20 protein-coding genes are annotated in these 19,165 nt (G+C 70.0%); 15 read left to right on the forward strand and 5 right to left on the reverse strand.

What is annotated here, in order from left to right; genetic code table 11:
• Positions 1-113 precede the first annotated feature (113 nt).
• Both AC3A6X_RS22005 and AC3A6X_RS22010 read left to right on the forward strand, forming a co-directional pair.
• A complete protein-coding gene (locus AC3A6X_RS22005) occupies positions 114-779 on the forward strand; it encodes a helix-turn-helix transcriptional regulator (protein ID WP_487844200.1) in 666 nt (221 codons plus the stop codon).
• 80 nt (positions 780-859) lie between these two features.
• A complete protein-coding gene (locus AC3A6X_RS22010) occupies positions 860-1,513 on the forward strand; it encodes a Crp/Fnr family transcriptional regulator (RefSeq protein WP_487844201.1) in 654 nt (217 codons plus the stop codon).
• Between the two features lie 12 nt (positions 1,514-1,525).
• On the opposite strand, the gene AC3A6X_RS22015 is transcribed toward AC3A6X_RS22010, so the two are convergent.
• Both AC3A6X_RS22015 and AC3A6X_RS22020 read right to left on the reverse strand, forming a co-directional pair.
• Positions 1,526-1,966, reverse strand: a complete 441-nt coding sequence (locus AC3A6X_RS22015) for an META domain-containing protein (protein ID WP_487844202.1) — start codon at positions 1,964-1,966, stop codon at positions 1,526-1,528.
• 131 nt (positions 1,967-2,097) lie between these two features.
• Entirely contained in the window at positions 2,098-3,018 is a 921-nt protein-coding gene (locus AC3A6X_RS22020) for a tetratricopeptide repeat protein (RefSeq protein WP_309959445.1), read from the reverse strand.
• Positions 3,019-3,054: 36 nt separating this feature from the next.
• Here AC3A6X_RS22020 and purE point away from each other — a divergent pair, with 36 nt between their 5' ends.
• The 3 genes from purE to AC3A6X_RS22035 are packed head-to-tail and all read left to right on the forward strand — an operon-like array spanning position 3,055 to position 5,778.
• Positions 3,055-3,597, forward strand: coding sequence for a 5-(carboxyamino)imidazole ribonucleotide mutase (purE, locus tag AC3A6X_RS22025; protein WP_309959444.1), 543 nt, complete (start codon positions 3,055-3,057; stop codon positions 3,595-3,597).
• Complete coding sequence (locus tag AC3A6X_RS22030; RefSeq protein WP_487844203.1) at positions 3,594-4,763, forward strand: 5-(carboxyamino)imidazole ribonucleotide synthase; 1,170 nt, start codon at positions 3,594-3,596, stop codon at positions 4,761-4,763. The genes purE and AC3A6X_RS22030 overlap by 4 nt, the downstream gene beginning before the upstream one ends.
• A 10-nt stretch (positions 4,764-4,773) precedes the next feature.
• Positions 4,774-5,778 carry an L-threonylcarbamoyladenylate synthase gene (locus tag AC3A6X_RS22035; RefSeq protein WP_487844204.1) on the forward strand — a complete coding sequence of 335 codons (1,005 nt, stop codon included), beginning with the start codon at positions 4,774-4,776 and terminating at the stop codon, positions 5,776-5,778.
• Positions 5,779-5,781: 3 nt separating this feature from the next.
• Here the strand turns inward: AC3A6X_RS22035 and AC3A6X_RS22040 are convergent, their stop codons facing one another.
• Together AC3A6X_RS22040 and dacB are read right to left on the reverse strand one after the other, a co-directional pair.
• Positions 5,782-7,131, reverse strand: a complete 1,350-nt coding sequence (locus AC3A6X_RS22040; protein WP_487844205.1) for a lipase family protein — start codon at positions 7,129-7,131, stop codon at positions 5,782-5,784.
• Positions 7,132-7,258: 127 nt separating this feature from the next.
• Positions 7,259-8,689 (reverse strand): D-alanyl-D-alanine carboxypeptidase/D-alanyl-D-alanine endopeptidase, encoded by a 1,431-nt coding sequence (dacB, locus tag AC3A6X_RS22045; RefSeq protein ID WP_487844206.1) that lies wholly within the window; start codon positions 8,687-8,689, stop codon positions 7,259-7,261.
• A 76-nt stretch (positions 8,690-8,765) separates the two neighbouring features.
• Between dacB and AC3A6X_RS22050 the strand changes: the two genes are divergently transcribed.
• The 9 genes from AC3A6X_RS22050 to AC3A6X_RS22090 all read left to right on the forward strand — a co-directional run bounded on the left by AC3A6X_RS22050 (position 8,766) and on the right by AC3A6X_RS22090 (position 17,231).
• The gene (locus AC3A6X_RS22050) at positions 8,766-9,752 is read left to right on the forward strand and encodes a DMT family transporter (RefSeq protein WP_487844207.1); all 987 of its coding nucleotides are present in this window, start codon (positions 8,766-8,768) and stop codon (positions 9,750-9,752) included.
• Between the two features lie 5 nt (positions 9,753-9,757).
• Positions 9,758-10,471 (forward strand): tRNA (adenosine(37)-N6)-threonylcarbamoyltransferase complex dimerization subunit type 1 TsaB, encoded by a 714-nt coding sequence (gene tsaB, locus AC3A6X_RS22055; protein WP_487844208.1) that lies wholly within the window; start codon positions 9,758-9,760, stop codon positions 10,469-10,471.
• A complete protein-coding gene (gene rimI, locus AC3A6X_RS22060) occupies positions 10,468-11,046 on the forward strand; it encodes a ribosomal protein S18-alanine N-acetyltransferase (protein ID WP_487844209.1) in 579 nt (192 codons plus the stop codon). Before tsaB ends, rimI begins: the two co-directional genes overlap by 4 nt.
• Before the next feature lie 4 nt (positions 11,047-11,050).
• The gene (locus tag AC3A6X_RS22065) at positions 11,051-11,827 is read left to right on the forward strand and encodes a uracil-DNA glycosylase family protein (RefSeq protein ID WP_487844210.1); all 777 of its coding nucleotides are present in this window, start codon (positions 11,051-11,053) and stop codon (positions 11,825-11,827) included.
• Between the two features lie 45 nt (positions 11,828-11,872).
• Complete coding sequence (gene pyrF / locus AC3A6X_RS22070; protein WP_487844211.1) at positions 11,873-12,697, forward strand: orotidine-5'-phosphate decarboxylase; 825 nt, start codon at positions 11,873-11,875, stop codon at positions 12,695-12,697.
• Positions 12,698-12,873: 176 nt separating this feature from the next.
• Positions 12,874-14,721: a DUF1800 domain-containing protein gene (locus tag AC3A6X_RS22075; RefSeq protein WP_487844212.1), complete on the forward strand. Its 1,848-nt coding sequence runs from the start codon at positions 12,874-12,876 to the stop codon at positions 14,719-14,721.
• A 10-nt stretch (positions 14,722-14,731) separates the two neighbouring features.
• The gene (locus AC3A6X_RS22080) at positions 14,732-16,216 is read left to right on the forward strand and encodes a DUF1501 domain-containing protein (protein WP_487844213.1); all 1,485 of its coding nucleotides are present in this window, start codon (positions 14,732-14,734) and stop codon (positions 16,214-16,216) included.
• A 66-nt stretch (positions 16,217-16,282) separates the two neighbouring features.
• A complete protein-coding gene (locus AC3A6X_RS22085; RefSeq protein WP_487844214.1) occupies positions 16,283-16,630 on the forward strand; it encodes a GFA family protein in 348 nt (115 codons plus the stop codon).
• A 100-nt stretch (positions 16,631-16,730) separates the two neighbouring features.
• Entirely contained in the window at positions 16,731-17,231 is a 501-nt protein-coding gene (locus tag AC3A6X_RS22090; RefSeq protein WP_487844215.1) for a GFA family protein, read from the forward strand.
• A gap of 10 nt (positions 17,232-17,241) precedes the next feature.
• Here AC3A6X_RS22090 and AC3A6X_RS22095 read toward each other — a convergent pair whose 3' ends face one another.
• A complete protein-coding gene (locus AC3A6X_RS22095; protein ID WP_487844216.1) occupies positions 17,242-18,075 on the reverse strand; it encodes an IclR family transcriptional regulator in 834 nt (277 codons plus the stop codon).
• A 126-nt stretch (positions 18,076-18,201) separates the two neighbouring features.
• On the opposite strand from AC3A6X_RS22095, the gene AC3A6X_RS22100 reads away from it, so the two are divergent.
• Positions 18,202-19,161: an MBL fold metallo-hydrolase gene (locus AC3A6X_RS22100; RefSeq protein ID WP_487844217.1), complete on the forward strand. Its 960-nt coding sequence runs from the start codon at positions 18,202-18,204 to the stop codon at positions 19,159-19,161.
• Positions 19,162-19,165: the final 4 nt, after the last annotated feature.

The raw sequence follows: 19,165 nt of genomic DNA on the forward strand, positions 1-19,165 counted from the left end.
GCTCCCCGGGCCGCCGGACGTGAATAAATCACAAATCCGTCGGCAATAGTCACCGCCCGGCGAAGCCACGATTTCACACACTTGTCCTCATTACAACGGATGAGGAAAGTGCCATGAACGTGACTGCCGAACTGCTCGCTCCCCCCCGCGAGGCCCGCGCCGAAATGCCGACGCCAGATTCCCTGCAAGCCGGCCTGCTGGCGCGCGTGCTCGACGAGATGGACCATGGCCTGCTGCTCGTCGACCTGAGCGGCCGCATCCTCCACGCCAACCGGCCGGCGCGGCGCGAGCTCGTGGGCGGGCGCGCGCTGCGGGATGTCGACGGCACCCTGTCGGCAGCCCAGCCTGCCTGGCAGGCCAAGCTGCGCCAGGCCCTGAAGGACGCGGAACGCGACTGCCGCAGCATCGTGGAGCTCGACCCCGAAGGCGAGACGCTTTCGCTGGCCTTCGTGCCGCTGGCCGTGCTGCACGCCACTGCCGCGGTCGACGCGGTCCTGATCATCTGCAGCCGGCGCTCGAGCTGCGAGACCCTCACGGTGCAGATGTTCGCCCGTGCCAAGCGCCTGACGCCGGCGGAGCAGGCCGTTCTGACGCAGCTGTGTGCGGGCCGCGGCGCCCAGGAGATCGCCTGCGAGCAGGGCATTCGCGTCTCCACCGTGCGCACCCACATCAAGAACGTGCGGCAGAAGACCGGCCGCGGCAGCGTCCGCGAGATCGTCCGCGAGCTCTCGCGCATGCCGCAGATCGTGTCTTCGCTGCGGCTGGTGGGGCAAGACTGAACAGGATGTGCGCACGCTGGCGCCTTGCCAGCTGCATCAGAGGGTCACGCCGTAGGGGATGCGGGCCGTATAGTCCGCGCATGCCGCCGACGCCCGTTGCATCCCGCGCCGACCCCCTCGCCGAACTGCCGCCGCCGCTCCAGAGGCTCGCGGCGCTGGGCGTGCAGCGACGCTACCGGACGCACGCCATGCTGATCGAGGAAGGCGACCAGGGCGGCGCGGTCTACATCGTGCTCTCGGGCCGGCTGCGCGCCTTCGTCTCCGATGCGCGGGGCCGCGAGGTGACACTGGGCCTGCACGGGCCGGGCGAATACGTCGGCGAGATGTCGCTCGATGGCGGGCCGCGCTCGGCCAGCGTGCAGGCGGTGAGGCCGACGCTGTGCGTCGTGGTAACGCGCCAGACCATGCTGCGGCACCTGGCGCTCGATCCGGAGTTGGCGCAAGAGCTGATCATGCGGCTGATCCGCCGCGCGAGACTGGCCACCGAGAGCGCCCGGAGCATGGGCTTGCTCGACGTCTACAGCCGCCTGAAAGCCCTGCTGGAGGATCGATCGCTGCCGCAGGCGGATGGGGTCTTGCAGATGGAGCGGCTGACCCACCAGGCGATGGCCAGCGAAATCGGATGCTCGCGCGAGATGGTGAGCCGGCTGCTGAAGGACCTGGAGAGCGGCGGCTACGTGGTGGTGCGTGGGCCGCAGCTTGTCGTGCTCAAGCCGCTGCCGGCGAAATGGTGAGGCGGGAGGGGCTCAACGCGCCGCGCCGTTACTCAAGGTCGCGACCGTCCGCCCGGTCGCGTCGAGCAGCGACAGCTTCGACGTCCCCTGCAGCCGGTAACTGGCCGTGGCCTGCAACGCCGCGAAGAACTGGGTCTCGTTGATGGTGCTCGCCTCGTTGGGACAGGCCATGCGCGTCGCGCCCAGCTGGCGCACCCGCAGCGTGCTGCCGCTGCGCTCGTAGGTGCCGGTGACGCGGTTGCAGCCGCCCGAGCCGCTCACCCGTCCGCTGCTGCGGTCGAACTGGATCTGGGCGTTGCGCCGCGGATCGCTGCTCGGCTCGATCAGCTCGCTGCCCAGCTGCTCCAGTTGCCAGACCGGTCCTTCGATCGGCTCGTCCAGGTTGATGCCGCTGCCACAGCCGCTCGCCAGCAGGGATGCGAAGAGGGCCGTCGTCAAGAAGAGAAAGCGCATGGCCGGACTTTTCCTTTGCAACATATCGAAACCCGCCAATCGTATGACAGCCCATTCAGTGCGCCAACGCCACCCCCGGCCGGCCCGCCTGCTTCGCCGATGTCAAAGATAAGCCTGCGCTCACTTTGCCGCTAGCTCAGCACCACGCTGCTGAGGCGGCGCCGATAGGTTGCCACTGTCGGGTCGTCCGGTGGGATCTGGCCGTCCGCCACCTTGGGCTTGGGTGGCTCGATGAGCTCGAGGATCGCGATGTAGGTCTTGCGCGCCAGCTCCTCGTTCCAGCTCTTGTCGCGCATCAGGATGTCGAGCAGCTCGTCCATCGCGTCCGTCCAGCGCTGTGCGGCCATCAGCAGGCGCGCCCGGTCAAAGCGGGCCTGGAAGTCGCGCTTGTTGGCGGCGATGCGCGACTCGGCATCGGCGATCGTCGGGGCTGCGCCCGTGGCCGGCGCCGCGAAGTCGATCGCATCCATCCAGCGCTGCAGGGCGTCGAAGCGGCGCACCGCCGGCGCCTTGGCGATGACCGGCGCGAAGGCGACCTTGGCATCGTCGATGCGGCCCTCCTGGAGCAGCAGCTTGATGTAGTCGAAGCGCGCGTCGTCATTGGCCGGGTCGGTGGCGACCGCATGTTGCAGCCGTTCCAGCGCGCCCTGGGTGTCGCCTTCGGCCAGCGCATCCTGCGCGGCCTCTTCATGCTCGGCGGCCTCGAGCTCGTCCTGCCCCGGTACGTGCTTGTCGAGGAAGGCGCGGATCTGGTCGGCGGGGATCGCGCCGACGAAGCCGTCGACCGGCTGGCCGTCCTTGAACATCACGCAGAAGGGGATGCTGCGCACGCCGAACATCTGGCTCAGCTGCTGCGAGATCTGCGGCACCTTGTCGGCATCGAGCTTGGCCAGCGTGAAGCGCCCACCGTACTCGACTTCGAGCTTCTCGAGCACCGGCCCGAGCTGCTTGCACGGCCCGCACCATTCGGCCCAGATGTCGAGCAGCACCGGGGTGGTCATCGAGCCGTCGATCAGCTCGGTCTGAAAATTTTCGAGGGTGATGTCCATCATCGCGGGAAGCTGAGGGTGAAACGTAAAATTGAAACCATGAAGCAAGCCATACAGGTCGGCGTCGTGATGGGCTCGAACTCCGATTGGGAGACGATGCGCAACGCGGTCGAGATTCTCCAGCAATTCGGCATCGCCCACGAGGCGCGGGTGGTCTCCGCCCACCGAATGCCCGACGAACTGTTCGCCTACGCCGAGGGCGCCGCCCCGCGCGGCCTGGCGGCCATCATCGCCGGCGCGGGCGGAGCGGCCCACCTGCCCGGCATGCTGGCAGCCAAGACCACGGTGCCGGTGCTCGGCGTGCCGGTCGCAAGCCGCCACCTGCAGGGCGTGGATTCGCTCTACAGCATCGTGCAGATGCCCAAGGGCGTGCCGGTCGCGACCTTCGCCATCGGCAACGCCGGCGCCGCCAATGCCGCCCTGTTCGCGGTCGCGATGCTGGCCGTGGCCGATCCGGCGCTGCGCGAGCGGCTCGACGCCTTCCGCGCGAAGCAGACCGAGGCCGCGCAATCCATGACGTTGCCACCGCCCGATGCGGAGGCCGTATCGCCCTTCTCGCCCCAGGGCGGGGGCGCGCTGTGAGCACGATCCTGCCCGGCGCCACGCTCGGCGTGGTGGGCGGCGGGCAACTGGGCCGCATGTTCGCGCACGCGGCCCAGCGCATGGGCTACCTCGTCGCGGTGCTCGACCCCGATGCCGACAGTCCCGCCGGGCGCGTGAGCCACCATCACATCCACACCGACTACGCCGACATCGACGGCCTCGCCCGGCTCGCCGGCCTGGCAGATGCCATCACCACCGAGTTCGAGAACGTGCCCGCGCCTTCGCTGGAGCATCTTGCGGTGGCCCGGCCCGTGCGGCCGGCCGCCGCCGCGGTGGCGATCGCACAAGACCGCGTCCGGGAAAAGAGCCACTTCGTCGGCTGCGGCGTGGATTGCGCGCCCTACGCGGTCATCGAGTCGGCCGAGCAGGTCGTGCTGGTTCCGCCCAACCTGCTGCCCGGCATCCTGAAGACCGCGCGCCTCGGCTACGACGGCAAGGGCCAGCAGCGCGTGGACACCCGCGAAGAGCTAGCCGCGGCCTGGGACCGCGCCGGCCAGGTGCCCTGCGTGCTCGAGAAGCTGCTGCCGCTGGACTACGAATGCTCCGTCATCGTCGCGCGCGGGCAGGACGGTCAGGTCGTGCACTTCCCGCCGCAGCGCAACCTGCATCGCGGCGGCATCCTCGCCGTGACCGAGGTGCATGCGGACAACGTCCCCGAGGCCGCCGGGCGGCTGGCGGTCGAATCGGCCGTCGCGATCGCGGAAGGCCTGCAGTACGTGGGCGTGCTGTGCGTCGAGTTCTTCGTGCTGGCCGATGGCGCGCTGGTGGTCAACGAGATGGCGCCGCGCCCGCACAACAGTGGCCACTGGACCCTGGATGCCTGCGACGTTTCGCAGTTCGAGCTGCAGGTGCGCACCCTCGCCGGCCTGCCGCTCAACGCGCCGCGTCAGCACAGCCCCGCGCTGATGCTGAACCTGCTGGGCGACCTGTGGTTCCCGGACGACGACGCGAAGCCCGTCGAGCCGCGCTGGGCCGACGTACTCGCGCTGCCCGGCGCGCACCTGCACCTCTACGGCAAGACCGAGGCGCGCCGCGGCCGCAAGATGGGGCATCTCACGATCACGGGCAGCAGCATCGACACGGTTCGCGGCACGGCCGACTTCGCTGCCGCGCTGCTGGGGCTGCCGATCCCCTTGTCTGAATAAGCGAGGCGCGATGACAGTTCGCGACGGCCGCTCGCCCGATGCCATCCAGGAAGCCGCACGCGTGCTGCGCGCCGGCGGCCTGGTCGCCTTTCCGACCGAGACCGTCTACGGCCTGGGCGCCGACGCGACAAGCGACGATGCCGTGGCCGGCATCTTCAAGGCCAAGGGGCGGCCCAGCAACCATCCGCTGATCGTGCATGTAGCGGCCGGCGCCAAGGGCACCGAGTCGCTGTCGCGCTTCGCCCAGCCGCTGCCGCCCTTCGCGCAGAAGCTGATGCAGGCCTTCTGGCCCGGCCCGCTGACCCTGATCGTCACACGCCAGCCCGGCGTCGCTGCCGCCACGGCCGGCGGGCAAGACACGATTGGCTTGCGCTGCCCGGCCCACCCGGTGGCGCAGGCCCTGCTCGTGGCCTGTGCCGAGCAGGGTGTGCCCGGCGTGGCAGGACCCAGCGCCAACCGCTTCGGCCGGGTGAGCCCGACCACCGCCCAGCATGTCCAGCAGGAATTCGGCGACGCACTGCTGGTGATCGACGGCGGGCCTTGCGAGGTGGGCATCGAATCGACCATCGTCGACTGCAGCCGGGGCCAGCCGGTGCTGCTGCGCCCGGGCGCGATCACCCGCACCCAGATCGAGGCCGCCTGCGGCGAGCCGCTGCGCGACCGGCACGAGCTCGCGGCACCCGACCCGCGGGCCTCCGGCACGCTGGAGGCCCACTACGCGCCCACCGCCAAGCTGCGGCTGATGGAGGCCAAGGCACTGCAGGCCGGCCTCGACGTGCTGGGCGCCAATGCCGCGCACCTGGCCGTGTGGTCGCGCAGCCCGCTCAAGAGCCGCTCGCAGCGCTTGCTGCTGCGCCGCATGCCCGACGACGCTGTGGCCGCCGCCCAGCAATTGTTCGCTGTGCTGCGCGCCTTCGATGCCGAAGGCGCCAAGCTGATCTGGGTCGAGACCCCGCCCGCCGGCCCGGAATGGGAAGGCGTGCGCGACCGGCTGCAGCGCGCTGCAGCGGCCTGACCCTTACTTCACTGTGTCGAACAGTGCGCGTGCGCGCACGTGGCAGAAGGGCGGTTCGTAGGTGCCGTGGTAGGCGCCGAAGTAGGTGGCGTAGGCCGGTGTCGTCGGGTCGGTCGGCGCCGTGCCGCCGGGCCCATAGGTCGCCTGGATCTGCGCATCCACATCCACCGTCGAGACCGTGGTCACGCCCCGTGCATCGAAGTCCGCCTTCGCCGCCACCATGTGCACGGCCGGCGGCACGGTGGGGTCGCCCGCGCCGCCGCACAGCAGCGTCTTGGCGCGCGGGCTCCAGCCCAGCAGGTCGTTCTTCTTGGCGTCCAGGAACAGCGTGTTGTTCGGGTTGGTCTGCGCATCGGCGAGGAAGGCGCTCTGGAACATTGCATCGCGCGCCTGGTTGGGCGTCTCGCCGTTGGCGCCGGGGAGGGCGCCAGTGGTCACCAGCGTGGTGGAGTTCAGCGTCGGGCTCGGCAGCAGGTTCTCGATGTAGCCGGCGTAGGGCTGCTTGAAGACCGTGTTCACGTCGCTGTAGACGTCGCCGTACACCTTCTGCCAGGCGGTGACCATGAAGGGCACGAAGAACTGGTAGCCGACGGTGGCCTGCGTGAGCTTGAAGGAGCCCGAGAGGTTGTAGGGCCCGGCCAGGTGCGCGCCGGCCACCACATTGAACTCCGAGGCGTTGTCGCGCTCGGCGGCCCGGTGCGCGGCCATCGAGGAATGGCCGCCCTGCGAGTAGCCGGTGAACATCACCTTGCCCGACAGCGAGCCGCCTGCGCTGACCACGGCGGCACGGGCTGCCCGCACCGAGTCGAGCACCGTGCGCGCTTCCGAGTCGGCATGCAGGTAGGGGTGGTAGGGGAAGGTGGACTTGGCATAGCCCAGGTAGTCGGTGGCCACCACCGCATAGCCCTGGGCCGCGTACATCGCGGTCAGCAGGAAGGTCTCCGAGTCCTGCGGATTGACCAGCGTGCGCGGCTTCTGCACGTCCGTGCCCTTGGCGTAGGCCACCAGCGGCGCCGCGTTGGCGCATGTCCCCGCCGGCATCAGCAGCACGCCGGAGGCGTTGGTCGCCTCGCCCTTGGGGCCCACGGTGCTGTAGTTCAGCGAGATCACGTTGACGTCGCACTTGGCCTTGCCGCTGAGCGCCTGCAGGCCGCCCTGGGCGCTGCCGCTGTCGATCTGCGCCGTGGTCAACGTGGTCACGATGACGGGCGGCTCCTTCAGCGCGCCGGTGCCGGCCCCCGTGGCGCCGGTGCCGGTCCCGATGAAGGCGAAGCCGCCGCCATCGCCGCCGCCTCCGCAGGCGGTGAGCAGGCTGGCCGTCGCGACGGCGCTCAGAAGGTGCAGACGATTCATGCGTGTCTCCGGTGCTGTGTGTTGTACGTGAGAGAGGCGCACGATCCTAGGCCCGCCCTCCCCGAAGCAAGACAAGGGAAACCCCAAGCCGCAGCGGCGCCCCAGTCGCCCAGGCGACCGCGCGCGCTCAGTTGTCCTGCGCCGCCCAGTCGACCAGCGCATCGAAGGCGGGCCGCGCGGCGCCCGCGCTGCCGTGGTTCGCGATCGCGACCACCACCCAGCGCCGGCCGCTGGCGCCATGCACATAGCCCGCGATGCCCGCCGAATCGCGCAGGCTCCCGGTCTTGAGGTGGGCCGCGCCGCCCGAGCGCAGCGTGCGCTTGCGCAGCGTGCCGTCCACGCCCATGGCCGGCAGCGAGGACACCAGCTCGGGCATCAGCGGCGAGCGCCAGGCCACCTGCAGCATCTTCGCGAGCGCCGCCGCGCTGATGCGCTCCTCGCGCGACAGGCCCGAGCCGTTGTCGAACACCGGCTGGCCCTCGCCCGTGCCGATGCGGTCGTTCCACCATTGCCGCAGCGCGGCGCGCGCGCCCTCCGGTGTGCCGCGCCGCTTCTGCTGCAGCCCGAGCGTGAGGAACAGCTGCTGCGCCATCACGTTGTTGCTGTACTTGTTGATGTCGCGCACCACCTCGGCCAGCGGCGGCGACTCGAACGCGAAAGCCGGCTTGAGCCCGGCCGGCACCGGGCCCTCGCGCACCTGGCCCTTGAGCCTGGCGCCCATCTCGGCCCACATCCCGCCGATCGCGCGCACCGCATAGCTGCGCGGCTGCGCATAGGCCACCGCCCAGGTCTTCTCGCCGCAGGCGGCGGGGTAGCTGCCCGCGAAGCCCATGCGCGCCGGATCGCCGAAGGCCGGCGCCAGCGCGGCGCGCCAGTCGCCGCACTCGCCGGCCGATAGCGGCACCGTCGACTGCGTGCTCACGCCGCTCAGGAAGGGCTCGAAGTTGACCTGCGCCGTCTGCCCGTCGCGGTTCGGCTGGAAGCTCATGACGACCGACTTGAAATTGATCAGCAGCGCGTCGGGCGAGGCGTTGTAGGGCCGCTGGCCCTCGCCGTCGAAGGCGGCCGGATCGGTCTCGGCCACCTCGAAGGCACTGCGGTCCAGCACGATGTCGCCGGCGATGGTGTGGATGCCCAGCCCCTGCACCCGCCGCAGCAGCAGCCACAGGCGCTCGAGCACCAGCTTGGGGTCGCCCTGGCCCTGGATGTAGAGGTTGCCGTCCAGCACGCCGTCGCGCACCGGTCCGTCCACATACACCGGCGTGGTCCACGTGAAGGCCGGCCCCAGCAGGTCGAGCGCGGCGTAGGTGGTGACCAGCTTCATGACCGAGGCGGGATTGACCGCCACCTGCGTGCGCCAGGCCAGCCGCGGCGGGCGCACTGCATCCGCATCGGCCACCAGCATCGTGACGGCCTCGGGCGGCACCCGCGCGCGGGCCAGCGCGGCCTCCACCTCGGGCGGAAGCGTCTGGGACAGGGCGGGCGCCGAAGCCAGCGCGGCGAGCAGGAAGAAGAGGCGGGCGGCGCGCTGCGCCAGGGGCTTCGGGGCGGGAGGCATCGCGCGATTATCCCGAGGCCGCATCGCCATAGGCCCTGGGCAGCGCGGTGCATGGCCGGCCCGGGATAATCGCGCGATGCCCGCCGCTCCCCGTTTCTCCCCCCGTACCCTCGGCATCGGCGCGGCAATCGTCACCGTCCTGGTCTGGACGGCCTTCATCGTCATCGCGCGGGCTTCCGCCGGCCGCTCGCTGACGCCCTTCGACATTGCCTTCGCGCGCATCTGCGGCGCCAGCCTGGTGCTGGTGCCCTGGGGCGCCTGGCTGGTGGCGCGGGCGCGCCGCAGCGATCGGGCGCAGGGCTCGCTCTTCGGCCTGTCGCCGGTGCCGCTGCGCGCCACCGTGGTGGCCGGCTTCTTCGGCGGCCTCGCCTATGCCCTGCTCGCCTACAGCGGCTTCTTCTATGCGCCGGCCACCCATGCCTCGGTGCTGATGCCCGGCAGTCTTCCCCTGTGGACGGCGGTGCTCGCGGCCGTGGTGCTGCACGACCGCCTGACGCCGGCGCGCGTATGCGGTCTCGCGCTGATCGTGCTGGGCGACCTCTTGGTCGGCGGCGCCAGCCTGCTGCACGCCTTCGAAGGCGGGCAGATCTGGAAAGGCGACCTGCTGTTCATGAGCGCCGCCTTCTGCTGGGCCTGCTACAGCGTAACGGCGCGGCGCCACGGGCTCGAGGCGGTGCGCGCCACCATCGCGATCACCGTGTTCGCCTTCCTCACCTACGTGCCGGCCTATGCGGTGCTGGCCGGGCTCGGCGTGGCGGGGAGCCGGCTGGCCAGTGCGCCGCTGGGCGAGATCGCCTTCCAGATGCTGTTCCAGGGCGTCGGCTCGGTCGTCATCTCGGGCATCACCTTCACCCGCATGATTCAGTACTTCGGACCGGTGCGCTCCACCATGATCACCGCGCTGGTGCCCGGCCTGTCGGCGCTGGGAGCCGTGCTGTTCCTGGGCGAGCCGCTGCACTGGAACCTGATCGCCGGGCTGCTGCTCGTCACCGCGGGCATCCTGTTCGGCGTGCAACGCATGCGCTCGGCCGGCGTGGCCACGGCCGCCGTCGCGCGAGGGTGATGGGGATGCCGGCAGAAACGAAGCTCCTGGCCTTCGACACCAGCACCGAGGCGCTGTCGGTCGCCGTGCGTCGCGGCGACCGGGTTCTCTCCCGCAGCGGGCCCGGCGGCGCGCAGGCGTCGAGCAGCCTGATCCCCCTGATCCAGGAGCTGCTGGCCGAAGCCGGCCTGGCCCTGGCCGAGCTCGACGCCATTGCCTTCGGCCGCGGGCCCGGCTCCTTCACCGGCCTGCGCACCGCCTGCTCGGTCGCGCAGGGGCTGGGCTTCGGCGCCGGTGTCCCGCTGCTGCCCGTCGACACCTTGCATGCCGTGGCCGAGGAGGCGCGCCACCGCTTCGGCGCCACGCGCGTGGTCGCGCTGCTCGATGCGCGCATGGACGAGCTCTATGCCGCGCACTACGACTTCCGCCAACTCGCCCAGGCCGCCGAATCCGATACCGAGCCTCGGTTGCTGTCGCCCGAGCAGGTGCAGGTGCCGCCGGGCTGGGTGCTCGCCGGCAACGTCTTCTCTGCCTACGGCGATCGCCTGCCGGCCGCCGCGGCGCGCCACGAGGCGCTGCCCGGCGCCGAGGCGATGCTGAGACTGGCCCCTGAATTGCTTGCTGCCGGGCGGTCGGTTGCGCCGGCGCATGCGTGGCCGTTGTATGTTCGCGATAAAGTCGCACAAACCACGCAAGAGCGCGCCGCCCTCAAGGCGGCGCAAGCCCCTCCGTCCACATGAGTGCAGTCCTGCAGCCGCGTGAAGCCCGCCTCGAACCGATCACGGTCGAGCGGATCGCGGCCGTGTGCACCATCGAACGCAGCGCCTACACCCATCCCTGGACGCCGGCCAACTTCAGCGATTCGCTGGTCGCCGGCTACCACTGCCAATGCCTGGTGGCCCCGGCCCTGCCATCCGGCGACCCGGCGCCGGCGCGGCGGCCGCGCGCGCTCTGGGGCCGGCCGGCGGCACAGATCGGCAGCGAGACGCTGATCGGCTATTTCGTCGCCATGAAGGGCGTCGACGAGGTGCATCTGCTCAACATCACCGTGGCCCCGGCCTTCCAGGGCCAGGGCTGGGCGCCGCTGATGCTGGAAGCGCTCGCGGGCTGGTCGCGCGGCCAGAACGCCCAGTGGCTCTGGCTCGAGGTGCGGGCCAGCAATCTGCGGGCGATGGCCATCTACGAACGGCAGGGCTTCCGCCGCGTGGGCGTGCGCAAGGGCTACTACCCGGCCGAGGGCAACGCACGCGAGGACGCCGTGGTCATGAGCCTGCGGCTGAATGAATCGACCAGCGCCTGGGGCTCCTTGAAGTAAAGACATGGAAGGCACGCTGAACCTGGACGCGCGGCAACGCGCGATGCTCGACGAGATGGGCATCAAGCTCTTCTGGCCCGCTGCGGTGCCTGCCGCGGCGCTCGCCGAGGCGCCAGTGGCGCCGGTAGCGGCGGACGCGCGTTCGCCCCGCATCGCGCCCGAGCAGGCTGCCGCTGCGCCGGCGCCCGTCCGCGCCGCTGCAACGGCACCCGCACCGGCACCGTTGTCCGCGCCGCCGGTCGCAGCCCGCCCCTCGGCCGCCCCCTCCGGTGCGAGCGTGCTGATCGACGCCCCGCGCCTTCTCTACGGCTCCGAAGCGGCGGCAGGGCGCGGCTGGCTCATCGTCGCCGACATGCCGCCCGAGCTCGATGGCCGCCATGGCGAACCTTTCGCCGGCGAGGCGGGCCGCCTGTTCGAGGCCATGCTGCGCGCGCTGCAGTTGCAGCTCGGCGCCGTGCCCGTCCACCTGATGCGCACCCACCGCGGCGTGGCCTCGGGCCAGCCGGGCAGCCCGCGCCCCATCGCCGGCGGCTTTGCCGAAGCGGCGCCGGCCGCGCAGGTGGTCCTGGCCATGGGACCGCTGGCCGCACAGAGCCTGCTGCAAAGCGCCGAGCCCCTCGGCCGCCTGCGCGGCGAGCCGGCGCGCATCGCCCTGCCGGGCTGGGAGGACGTGCCGGTGGTCGCGACTTACCACCCGGCCTACCTGCTGCGCAATCCGGCCGACAAGGCGCGCGCCTGGGCCGACCTGTGCCTGGCCGCCGCGCAGCTGCCGCAGAGCTGAGGAGCTGAAAGGCTGAAAGGAGGCGGGCGCCTAGAATTCCGCCCCATGATCTTCCTGGACAAGCTGCGCGCCGCCGAGCGCCGCAACGGCTCGCTGCTGTGCGTGGGCCTCGACCCCGAACCCGCCAAGTTTCCCGCCCGCCTGAAGGGCGATGCCAGCAAGATCTACGACTTTTGCGCCGCCATCGTCGATGCCACGGCCGACCTGGTGATCGCCTTCAAGCCGCAGATCGCCTACTTCGCCGCCCACCGCGCCGAAGACCAGCTCGAAAAGCTCATGGAGCACATGCGCCGCAACGCGCCGCACGTGCCCCTCATCCTCGACGCCAAGCGCGGCGACATCGGGTCCACCGCCGAGCAGTACGCGCGCGAGGCCTTCGAGCGCTACGGCGCCGACGCGGTCACGCTCTCGCCCTTCATGGGCTTCGATTCGGTCGAGCCGTACCTGCGCCACGAGGGCAAGGGCGCCTTCCTGCTGTGCCGCACCAGCAATCCCGGCGGCGACGACCTGCAGGCCCAGCGCCTCGCCGGCGTGGAAGGCCAGCCCTTCCTGTATGAACACATCGCGAAGCTGGTCCAGGGCCCCTGGAACCTGAACGGCCAGCTGGGCCTGGTGGTCGGTGCCACCTACCCGGCCGAGATCGAGCGGGTGCGCGCGCTGGCGCCCACCGTGCCGCTCCTGATCCCCGGCGTCGGCGCCCAGGGCGGCGATGCGGTCGCTACCGTGCGCGCGGGCTGGCGCGCCGATGCGCCGATCGTGGTCAATTCCTCGCGCGCCATTTGTTACGCGTCGGCCGGCGAGGACTTCGCCCAGGCCGCCCGGCATGAGGCCATTCGTACTCGCGACGGTCTCGAGCAAGCGAAGAACTGAGACGACTTTCCTCGGCACTGCCAAGAAACAATTGTGTCCTGATGACAGAAAAAGTCACATTTCGGAACAATTGTTGTCCTTGCCTCCGCCTTTAGGCTCCTCCGCGGCCGGCTGGGGGCCGGCATGGCACTTGCCTTGAAGGGCACGGCGTCACAGCGCCGAGGAGCGAGGAACACATGGTGGAAGACATTGCGACCGGTCGCGTCGAAGCGACCGACGTGCCGTTGCGCGCGCCTGAAACGCACGCGGACGGCCCCGCGGCGGCAGCGTCGCGCAACCCCCTGCCGCTGGCGGCTTCACTGGCCGCCGCGGCCGCACTCGCAGCCTGTGGTGGCGGGGGCGGCGGCGGGGGCGGTGGCGGAGGCTTCTTCGCCGGCCTGGGCAGCGGCAGCGGCGACACCGTCCAGGCCGGCAGCCTGACACCGCTGGCCAGCACGCCGAGCGCACAGACCTACATCTACACCCAGGCCAAGACCGACGACGAGGCCGCGCGCTTTCTGCTGCAGGCGCAGTTCTCCGCCTCCGAGGCCGAGATCGCCGCGGTGCGTGCCCAAGGCTTGCTGCCCTGGCTCGGCGCGCAGATGGACCGGGCGCCCGCCGAGACCGGCTGGGCCTGGGTCGCCAGCAAGCCCTACGACACCGTCAACAGCGACGACATGATCTGGAGTCAGCTCATGACCTCGGCCGACGGCCCGCGCAAGCGCATGGCGCTCGCGCTGTCGGAGATCTTCGTGGTCTCGGCCAACGACATCAGCTCCAACTGGACCGCCCACATGTTCGCCCAGTACTGGGACATGCTGGTCGCCGGCGTCACCGGCAACTTCCGGCAACTGCTGGAGAACGTGTCGCTCAACCCGGCGATGGGCTACTACCTCAACACCAAGGGCAACCAGAAGGAGAACGCCCAGGGCCGCCAGCCGGACGAGAACTACGCCCGCGAGGTCATGCAGCTCATGAGCATCGGCCTGTACCAGCTCAACGCCGACGGCTCGGTCCGGCTCGGCGCCGACGGCGCGCCGCTGGAGAGCTACACGCAGGACGACGTCACCAACCTGGCGCGCGTGTTCACCGGCTACGACCTCGACATTCCCTCGGCCGAGCGAAACGCCTTCACGCCGCCGGGCCAGAGCTTCACCATCGAGAGCAATGCCTGGACCACGCGCCCGATGGCGCTCACCGCCTCGCGCCACTCGATGCTGGAGGCCAAGTTCCTCGGCACCACCGTGCCCGCCAACACCGAGGGCAAGGCCGCCCTCAAGACCGCGCTGGACACGCTGTTCAACCATCCCAACGTCGGCCCCTTCATCGGCCGGCAGCTGATCCAGCGCCTGGTCACCAGCAACCCGAGCGGCGCCTACGTGAAGCGCGTGTCCGACGTCTTCGCCGACAACGGCGCCGGCGTGCGCGGCGACATGAAGAGCGTGTTCGCCGCGGTGCTGCTGGACAACGAGGCGCGCAGCCCCGCGGGTCTCGCCGACCCGAACTTCGGCCACCTGCGCGAGCCGATGCTGCGGCTGGTGCAGTGGGGGCGCACCTTCGGCGCCAGCTCGGTGGCCGGCACCTGGAAGATCGGCAACCGCTCCGACGCGGCCAGCTCGCTGGGCCAGAGTCCGCTGCGCTCGCCCTCGGTCTTCAACTTCTTCCGCCCCGGCTATGTGCCGCCGTCCAGCGCGATGGCGAGCGCCAAGCTGGTCGCGCCCGAGTTCCAGCTGGTCAACGAAACCAGCGTGGGCGGCTACCTCAACTTCATGCAGAACGTCGTGCCCAACGGCTTCAACAGCAAGGACGTGGTCGCGAGCTACGCCGCCGAGAAGGCGCTGGTGCTCGACCCGGCTGCGCTCGTGCGCCGCCTCAATCTGCTGATGGCGGCCAACCAGCTCGACGCCGACACGCTGGCGCTGATCACCAACGCACTGGCCACGCCGGCCGTCACCGCGACCAGCAGCGACACCCTCAAGAACAACCGGGTCTACGCCGCGGTGCTCATGGTGATGGCCGCGCCGGGCTACCTGATCCAGAAGTAAGGAAAGCGCGATGCACCTGATCGATCCGAAGGCCCACACCCGCCGCGCCTTCCTGCGCCGCTCCGGGCAACTCGCCATGGCCGGCAGCGCGCTGCCCTTCGCGCTCAACCTCGCCGCCATCGGCGAGGCGGCCGCGCAGGCGGCCCCCGGCGACGACTACAAGGCGCTGGTGTGCGTCTTCCTGTTCGGCGGCAACGACTACGCCAACACCGTCGTCACCTACGACGACCCCAGCTACAACGCCTACAGCGCGATCCGCGGCGGCGGCGCCGGCCAGACCGCCGGCGGCGTCGCGCTGGCCAAGGCCGATCTCGCGCCGACCCTGCTCAGCCCGAGCACGGCCCTGGCCGACGGGCGGCAGTACGCGCTGCACCCGTCCATGACCGCGCTGGCGGGGCTGTTCAACACCGATGCCAAGATGGCGGTGCAGCTCAACGTCGGCCCGCTGGTGGTGCCGCTCACGCGCGCCCAGTACAACAGCGGCAACAAGAAGCTTTATCCGGTGCCGCCGAAGCTGTTCTCGCACAACGACCAGCAGTCGACCTGGCAGTCGTCCTCGCCCGAGGGCTCGACCGTGGGCTGGGGCGGCAACATCGGCGACCTGGTGCTCACGCAGAACAGCAACTCGCTGTTCACCTGCATGTCGGTCTCGGGCAATGCGGTGTTCCTGTCGGGCGACACGGCCTTGCAATACCAGGTCAGCACCGGCGGCGCGGTCAAGATCGGCAGCGTGACCGGCGGCAACGTGTACGGCTCGAGCTCGGTCAAGGCGGCGATGGCGCAACTGGTGCAGCAGGCGCGCGGCCACGCGCTGGAGAACGAATACAACAAGGTGACCAAGCGCGCGGTGGATGCAGAAGGCGCCATCACCTCGGCCATCGGCGGGGCATACGCCTTCGGCGCGTACCCTGGAAGCACCTTTCCCGATACCGGCCTGGGCAGGCAGCTCGCCATGGTGGCCCGCCTGATCCGCGGCCGCGCAACGCTCGGCACCAAGCGCCAGGTGTTCTTCGTCTCCATGGGCGGCTTCGACCTGCATGACAACCTGATCGCCAACCAGCCCGGCCTGATGAAGCAGTTGAGCGATGGCATGACGGCCTTCTACCGCGAGATGGTCGTGCAGGGCATGGCCGACAAGGTCACCGCCTTCACCGCCTCCGACTTCGGCCGCACCCTGGCCTCCAACGGCGACGGCTCCGACCACGGCTGGGGCGGCCATCATTTCGTCGTCGGCGGCGCGGTGAAAGGCAAGCAGATCTACGGCACGCCGCAGGTGGTCAGCATCAACAACGACTCGAAGCTGGCCGGCTACGACGGGCATGTGGGGCAGGGGCGGCTGATTCCTTCCACCTCGGTCGACCAGTACGGCGCCACGCTGGCGAGCTGGTTCGGTGTGCCGGCCGGCGACCTGGAGAACATCCTGCCGAACCTCAGGAACTTCGGTGGGAACGTCAACGGGATCAACTATCCGAAGAACATTGGTTTTCTCGCCTGAGCGGGTACTCCCTCTGGGCTGTGTGCGCTGCCATACTGACGGCCCGCTTTTCCAACGGAGACTCCGATGAAATACACAGGCAGCTGCCACTGCGGCCGGATCGCCTTCGAGGTCGAGGGCGAGATCCAGGGTGCCATGGCATGCAACTGCTCCATGTGCCAGCGCAAGGGTTCCCTGATGTGGTTCGTGCCGCACGACAAGCTCGAGCTGAAGACCCCGCCCGAAGACATGAGCACCTACCTGTTCAACAAGCATGTGATCTCGCACCGCTTCTGCCCGGTCTGCGGCATCCACCCTTTCGGCGAGGGTACCGACCCCAAGGGCAACAAGATGGCGGCCATCAACATCCGATGCCTCGAGAGCATCGATCTCGAATCGGTGCCGGTGCAGCATTTCGACGGGCGCTCCAAGTAAGGCCTGCCGGCTCGGGACCGACTTCGCGGCCTCGGGCGCGTCCGCGGCCTGACGCCGCCATTTGCCTTTCGTCCCCGGCCGCGCCACAGTACGGCGCACCATGACGACCGATCCCTTCCCGCTCGAAGGCGGCTGCACTTGCCGCGCCGTGCGCTACCGCATGAGCACCCGGCCGCTGTTCGTCCACTGCTGCCATTGCCGCTGGTGCCAGCGCGAAACCGGCAGCGCCTTCGCCCTCAACGCGATGATCGAGGCGGACCGCCTGCAGCTGCTGCAAGGCGAAGTCGAGCTGGTGCTCACGCCTTCGATGAGCGGCAAGGGCCAGAAGATCGCGCGCTGTCCGCACTGCCGCGTTGCGCTGTGGAGCCACTACGCGGGCGCCGGCGACGCCGTGTGCTTCGTGCGCGTCGGCACGCTCGACATGCCGGACCACCTGCCGCCGGACATCCATATCTTCACGATGTCGAAGCAGCCTTGGGTCCAACTGCCGCCCGGCGTACACGCGGTGCCCGAGTACTACCGCAGCGCCGAGCACTGGCCGGCCGAGAGCCTGGAGCGCGCCCGCGCCCTGAAGGCCGCGCGCGCTGCCGCCGGGGGCTGAGACCGAGCCTTCAGCGCCGCGCCGCCCCCAGCCGTTGCGAGACCTCGCCGGCGCAGCGCTTCAGCGCCTGCGCGACCGGCCCGTCCCAGCTGGCATCGAAGATCGCCGTGGTGCCGATCGCCGTGATCGCCAGCGCGATCGCGCCCGTGTGGTCGAAGACCGGCGCCGACATCGCGCTCACACCCGGCACGATCTCGCCATCGGAGCGGCTCATGCCGTGCTCGCGCACCGCATGCAGCTGCGCCTCGAAGCTCTTCCAGTCCGGCAGCGGGGGCGCCGGCGGCATGCCCACGTGGCGCGCGGGCTCGGCGATGCTGCTCTTTTCGCGCCGCCGCTCTTTCTCCAGCATGCGCTTGACCTCCTCGGGCGGCAGGTAAGCACCGAACAGCCGGCCCGAGGCGGTGCTGGTCAGCGAGAACACCGTGCCGTGCCGCATGCTCATGTGCAGCGCGGCCGGCGACTCGGCCACCCGCACGATGGTGGCGCCGCGGTCGCCCCACACGGCAATGGCGGTGGTATGTCCGATCTCCTCGACCAATGCCGCCACCAGCGGCGTGGCGACGTGCACCGGGTCGGCCTGCTGCAGGCTGATCAGCCCCAGTTGCAAGGCGAGCGGACCGAGCAGATAGTGGCCGCTGGAACGGTCCTGCTCGATCAGCCCCAGCCGGCTGAAGCTGACCAGGTAGGGATGCGCCTTGGCGGGCGACATCTCGGCCTCGCGCGCGAGGTCCTTCAACGCCATCGGCCGGCCGTGGTGCACCAGGGCGCGCAGCAGCTGGCCCCCCACCTCGATGCTCTGGATGCCGCGCTGCGCGCGGTCGGTGCTGCTGTCGTCCGTGGCCATGACCCTGTTCCCGCGTTCGTTAATGCAGAAAGCATTAGACATGATCCGAATCGTTGACTACACTCCGCGTCATTCGTTCAGTACAAATTAATTCGGTTTAGACGAATTTTTTCCAGGAGACCCCCGATGAGCCAGACCAAGGTATTCGCCAGCCAAGCCGACCTCGAGGAAAAGAAGGTCACCTTCAGCCAGATTTCCGAGCACGCCTGGGCCTACACGGCCGAGGGCGACCCCAACACCGGCATCGTCATCGGCGACGACGCCGTGCTCGTGGCCGACACGCAGGCCACGCCCGCGATGGCGCAGGACGTGATCCGCCGCATCCGCGAAGTGACCGACAAGCCCATCAAGTACGTGGTGCTGACCCACTACCACGCCGTGCGCGTGCTCGGCGCCAGCGCCTACGGGGCCGAGCACATCCTCGCGAGCCAGGACACCTATGACCTCATCGTCGAGCGCGGCGAACAGGACAAGGCCAGCGAGATCGGCCGCTTCCCGCGCCTGTTCGCAGGCGTCGAAACGGTGCCGCCCGGCATGACCTGGCCGACCATGACCTTCACCGGCAAGATGACGCTGTGGCTGGGCAAGCTCGAGGTGCAGCTGCTGCAGCTCGGGCGCGGCCACACCAAGGGCGACACCGTCGTCTGGCTCCCGCAGGAGCGCGCGCTGCTGTCGGGCGACCTGGTCGAGTTCGGCGCCACGCCCTATGCCGGCGACGCCTACTTCAAGGACTGGCCGAAGACGCTGGACAACCTCGCCGCGCTGCAGCCCAAGGCCCTGGTGCCCGGCCGCGGCGCCGCGCTGACCACGCCCGAGGACGTGGCCAAGGGCCTGACGGAAACGCGCGATTTCATCGCCGATGTGTACGCCAGCGTGCAGAAGGGCGTCGCGGCCGGCAAGGACCTGAACGCGGTCTACAAGGACACCTTCGCCGCGCTCAAGCCCAAGTACGGGCACTGGGTGATCTTCGACCACTGCATGCCCTTCGATGTGACGCGCTGCTACGACGAGGTCACGCAGCATGCCGATCCGCGCATCTGGACCGCCGAGCGCGACGTCGAGATGTGGAAGACGCTGGAAGGCTGAGCCC

The organism is Variovorax sp. Soil_C_12 (assembly GCF_057657375.1).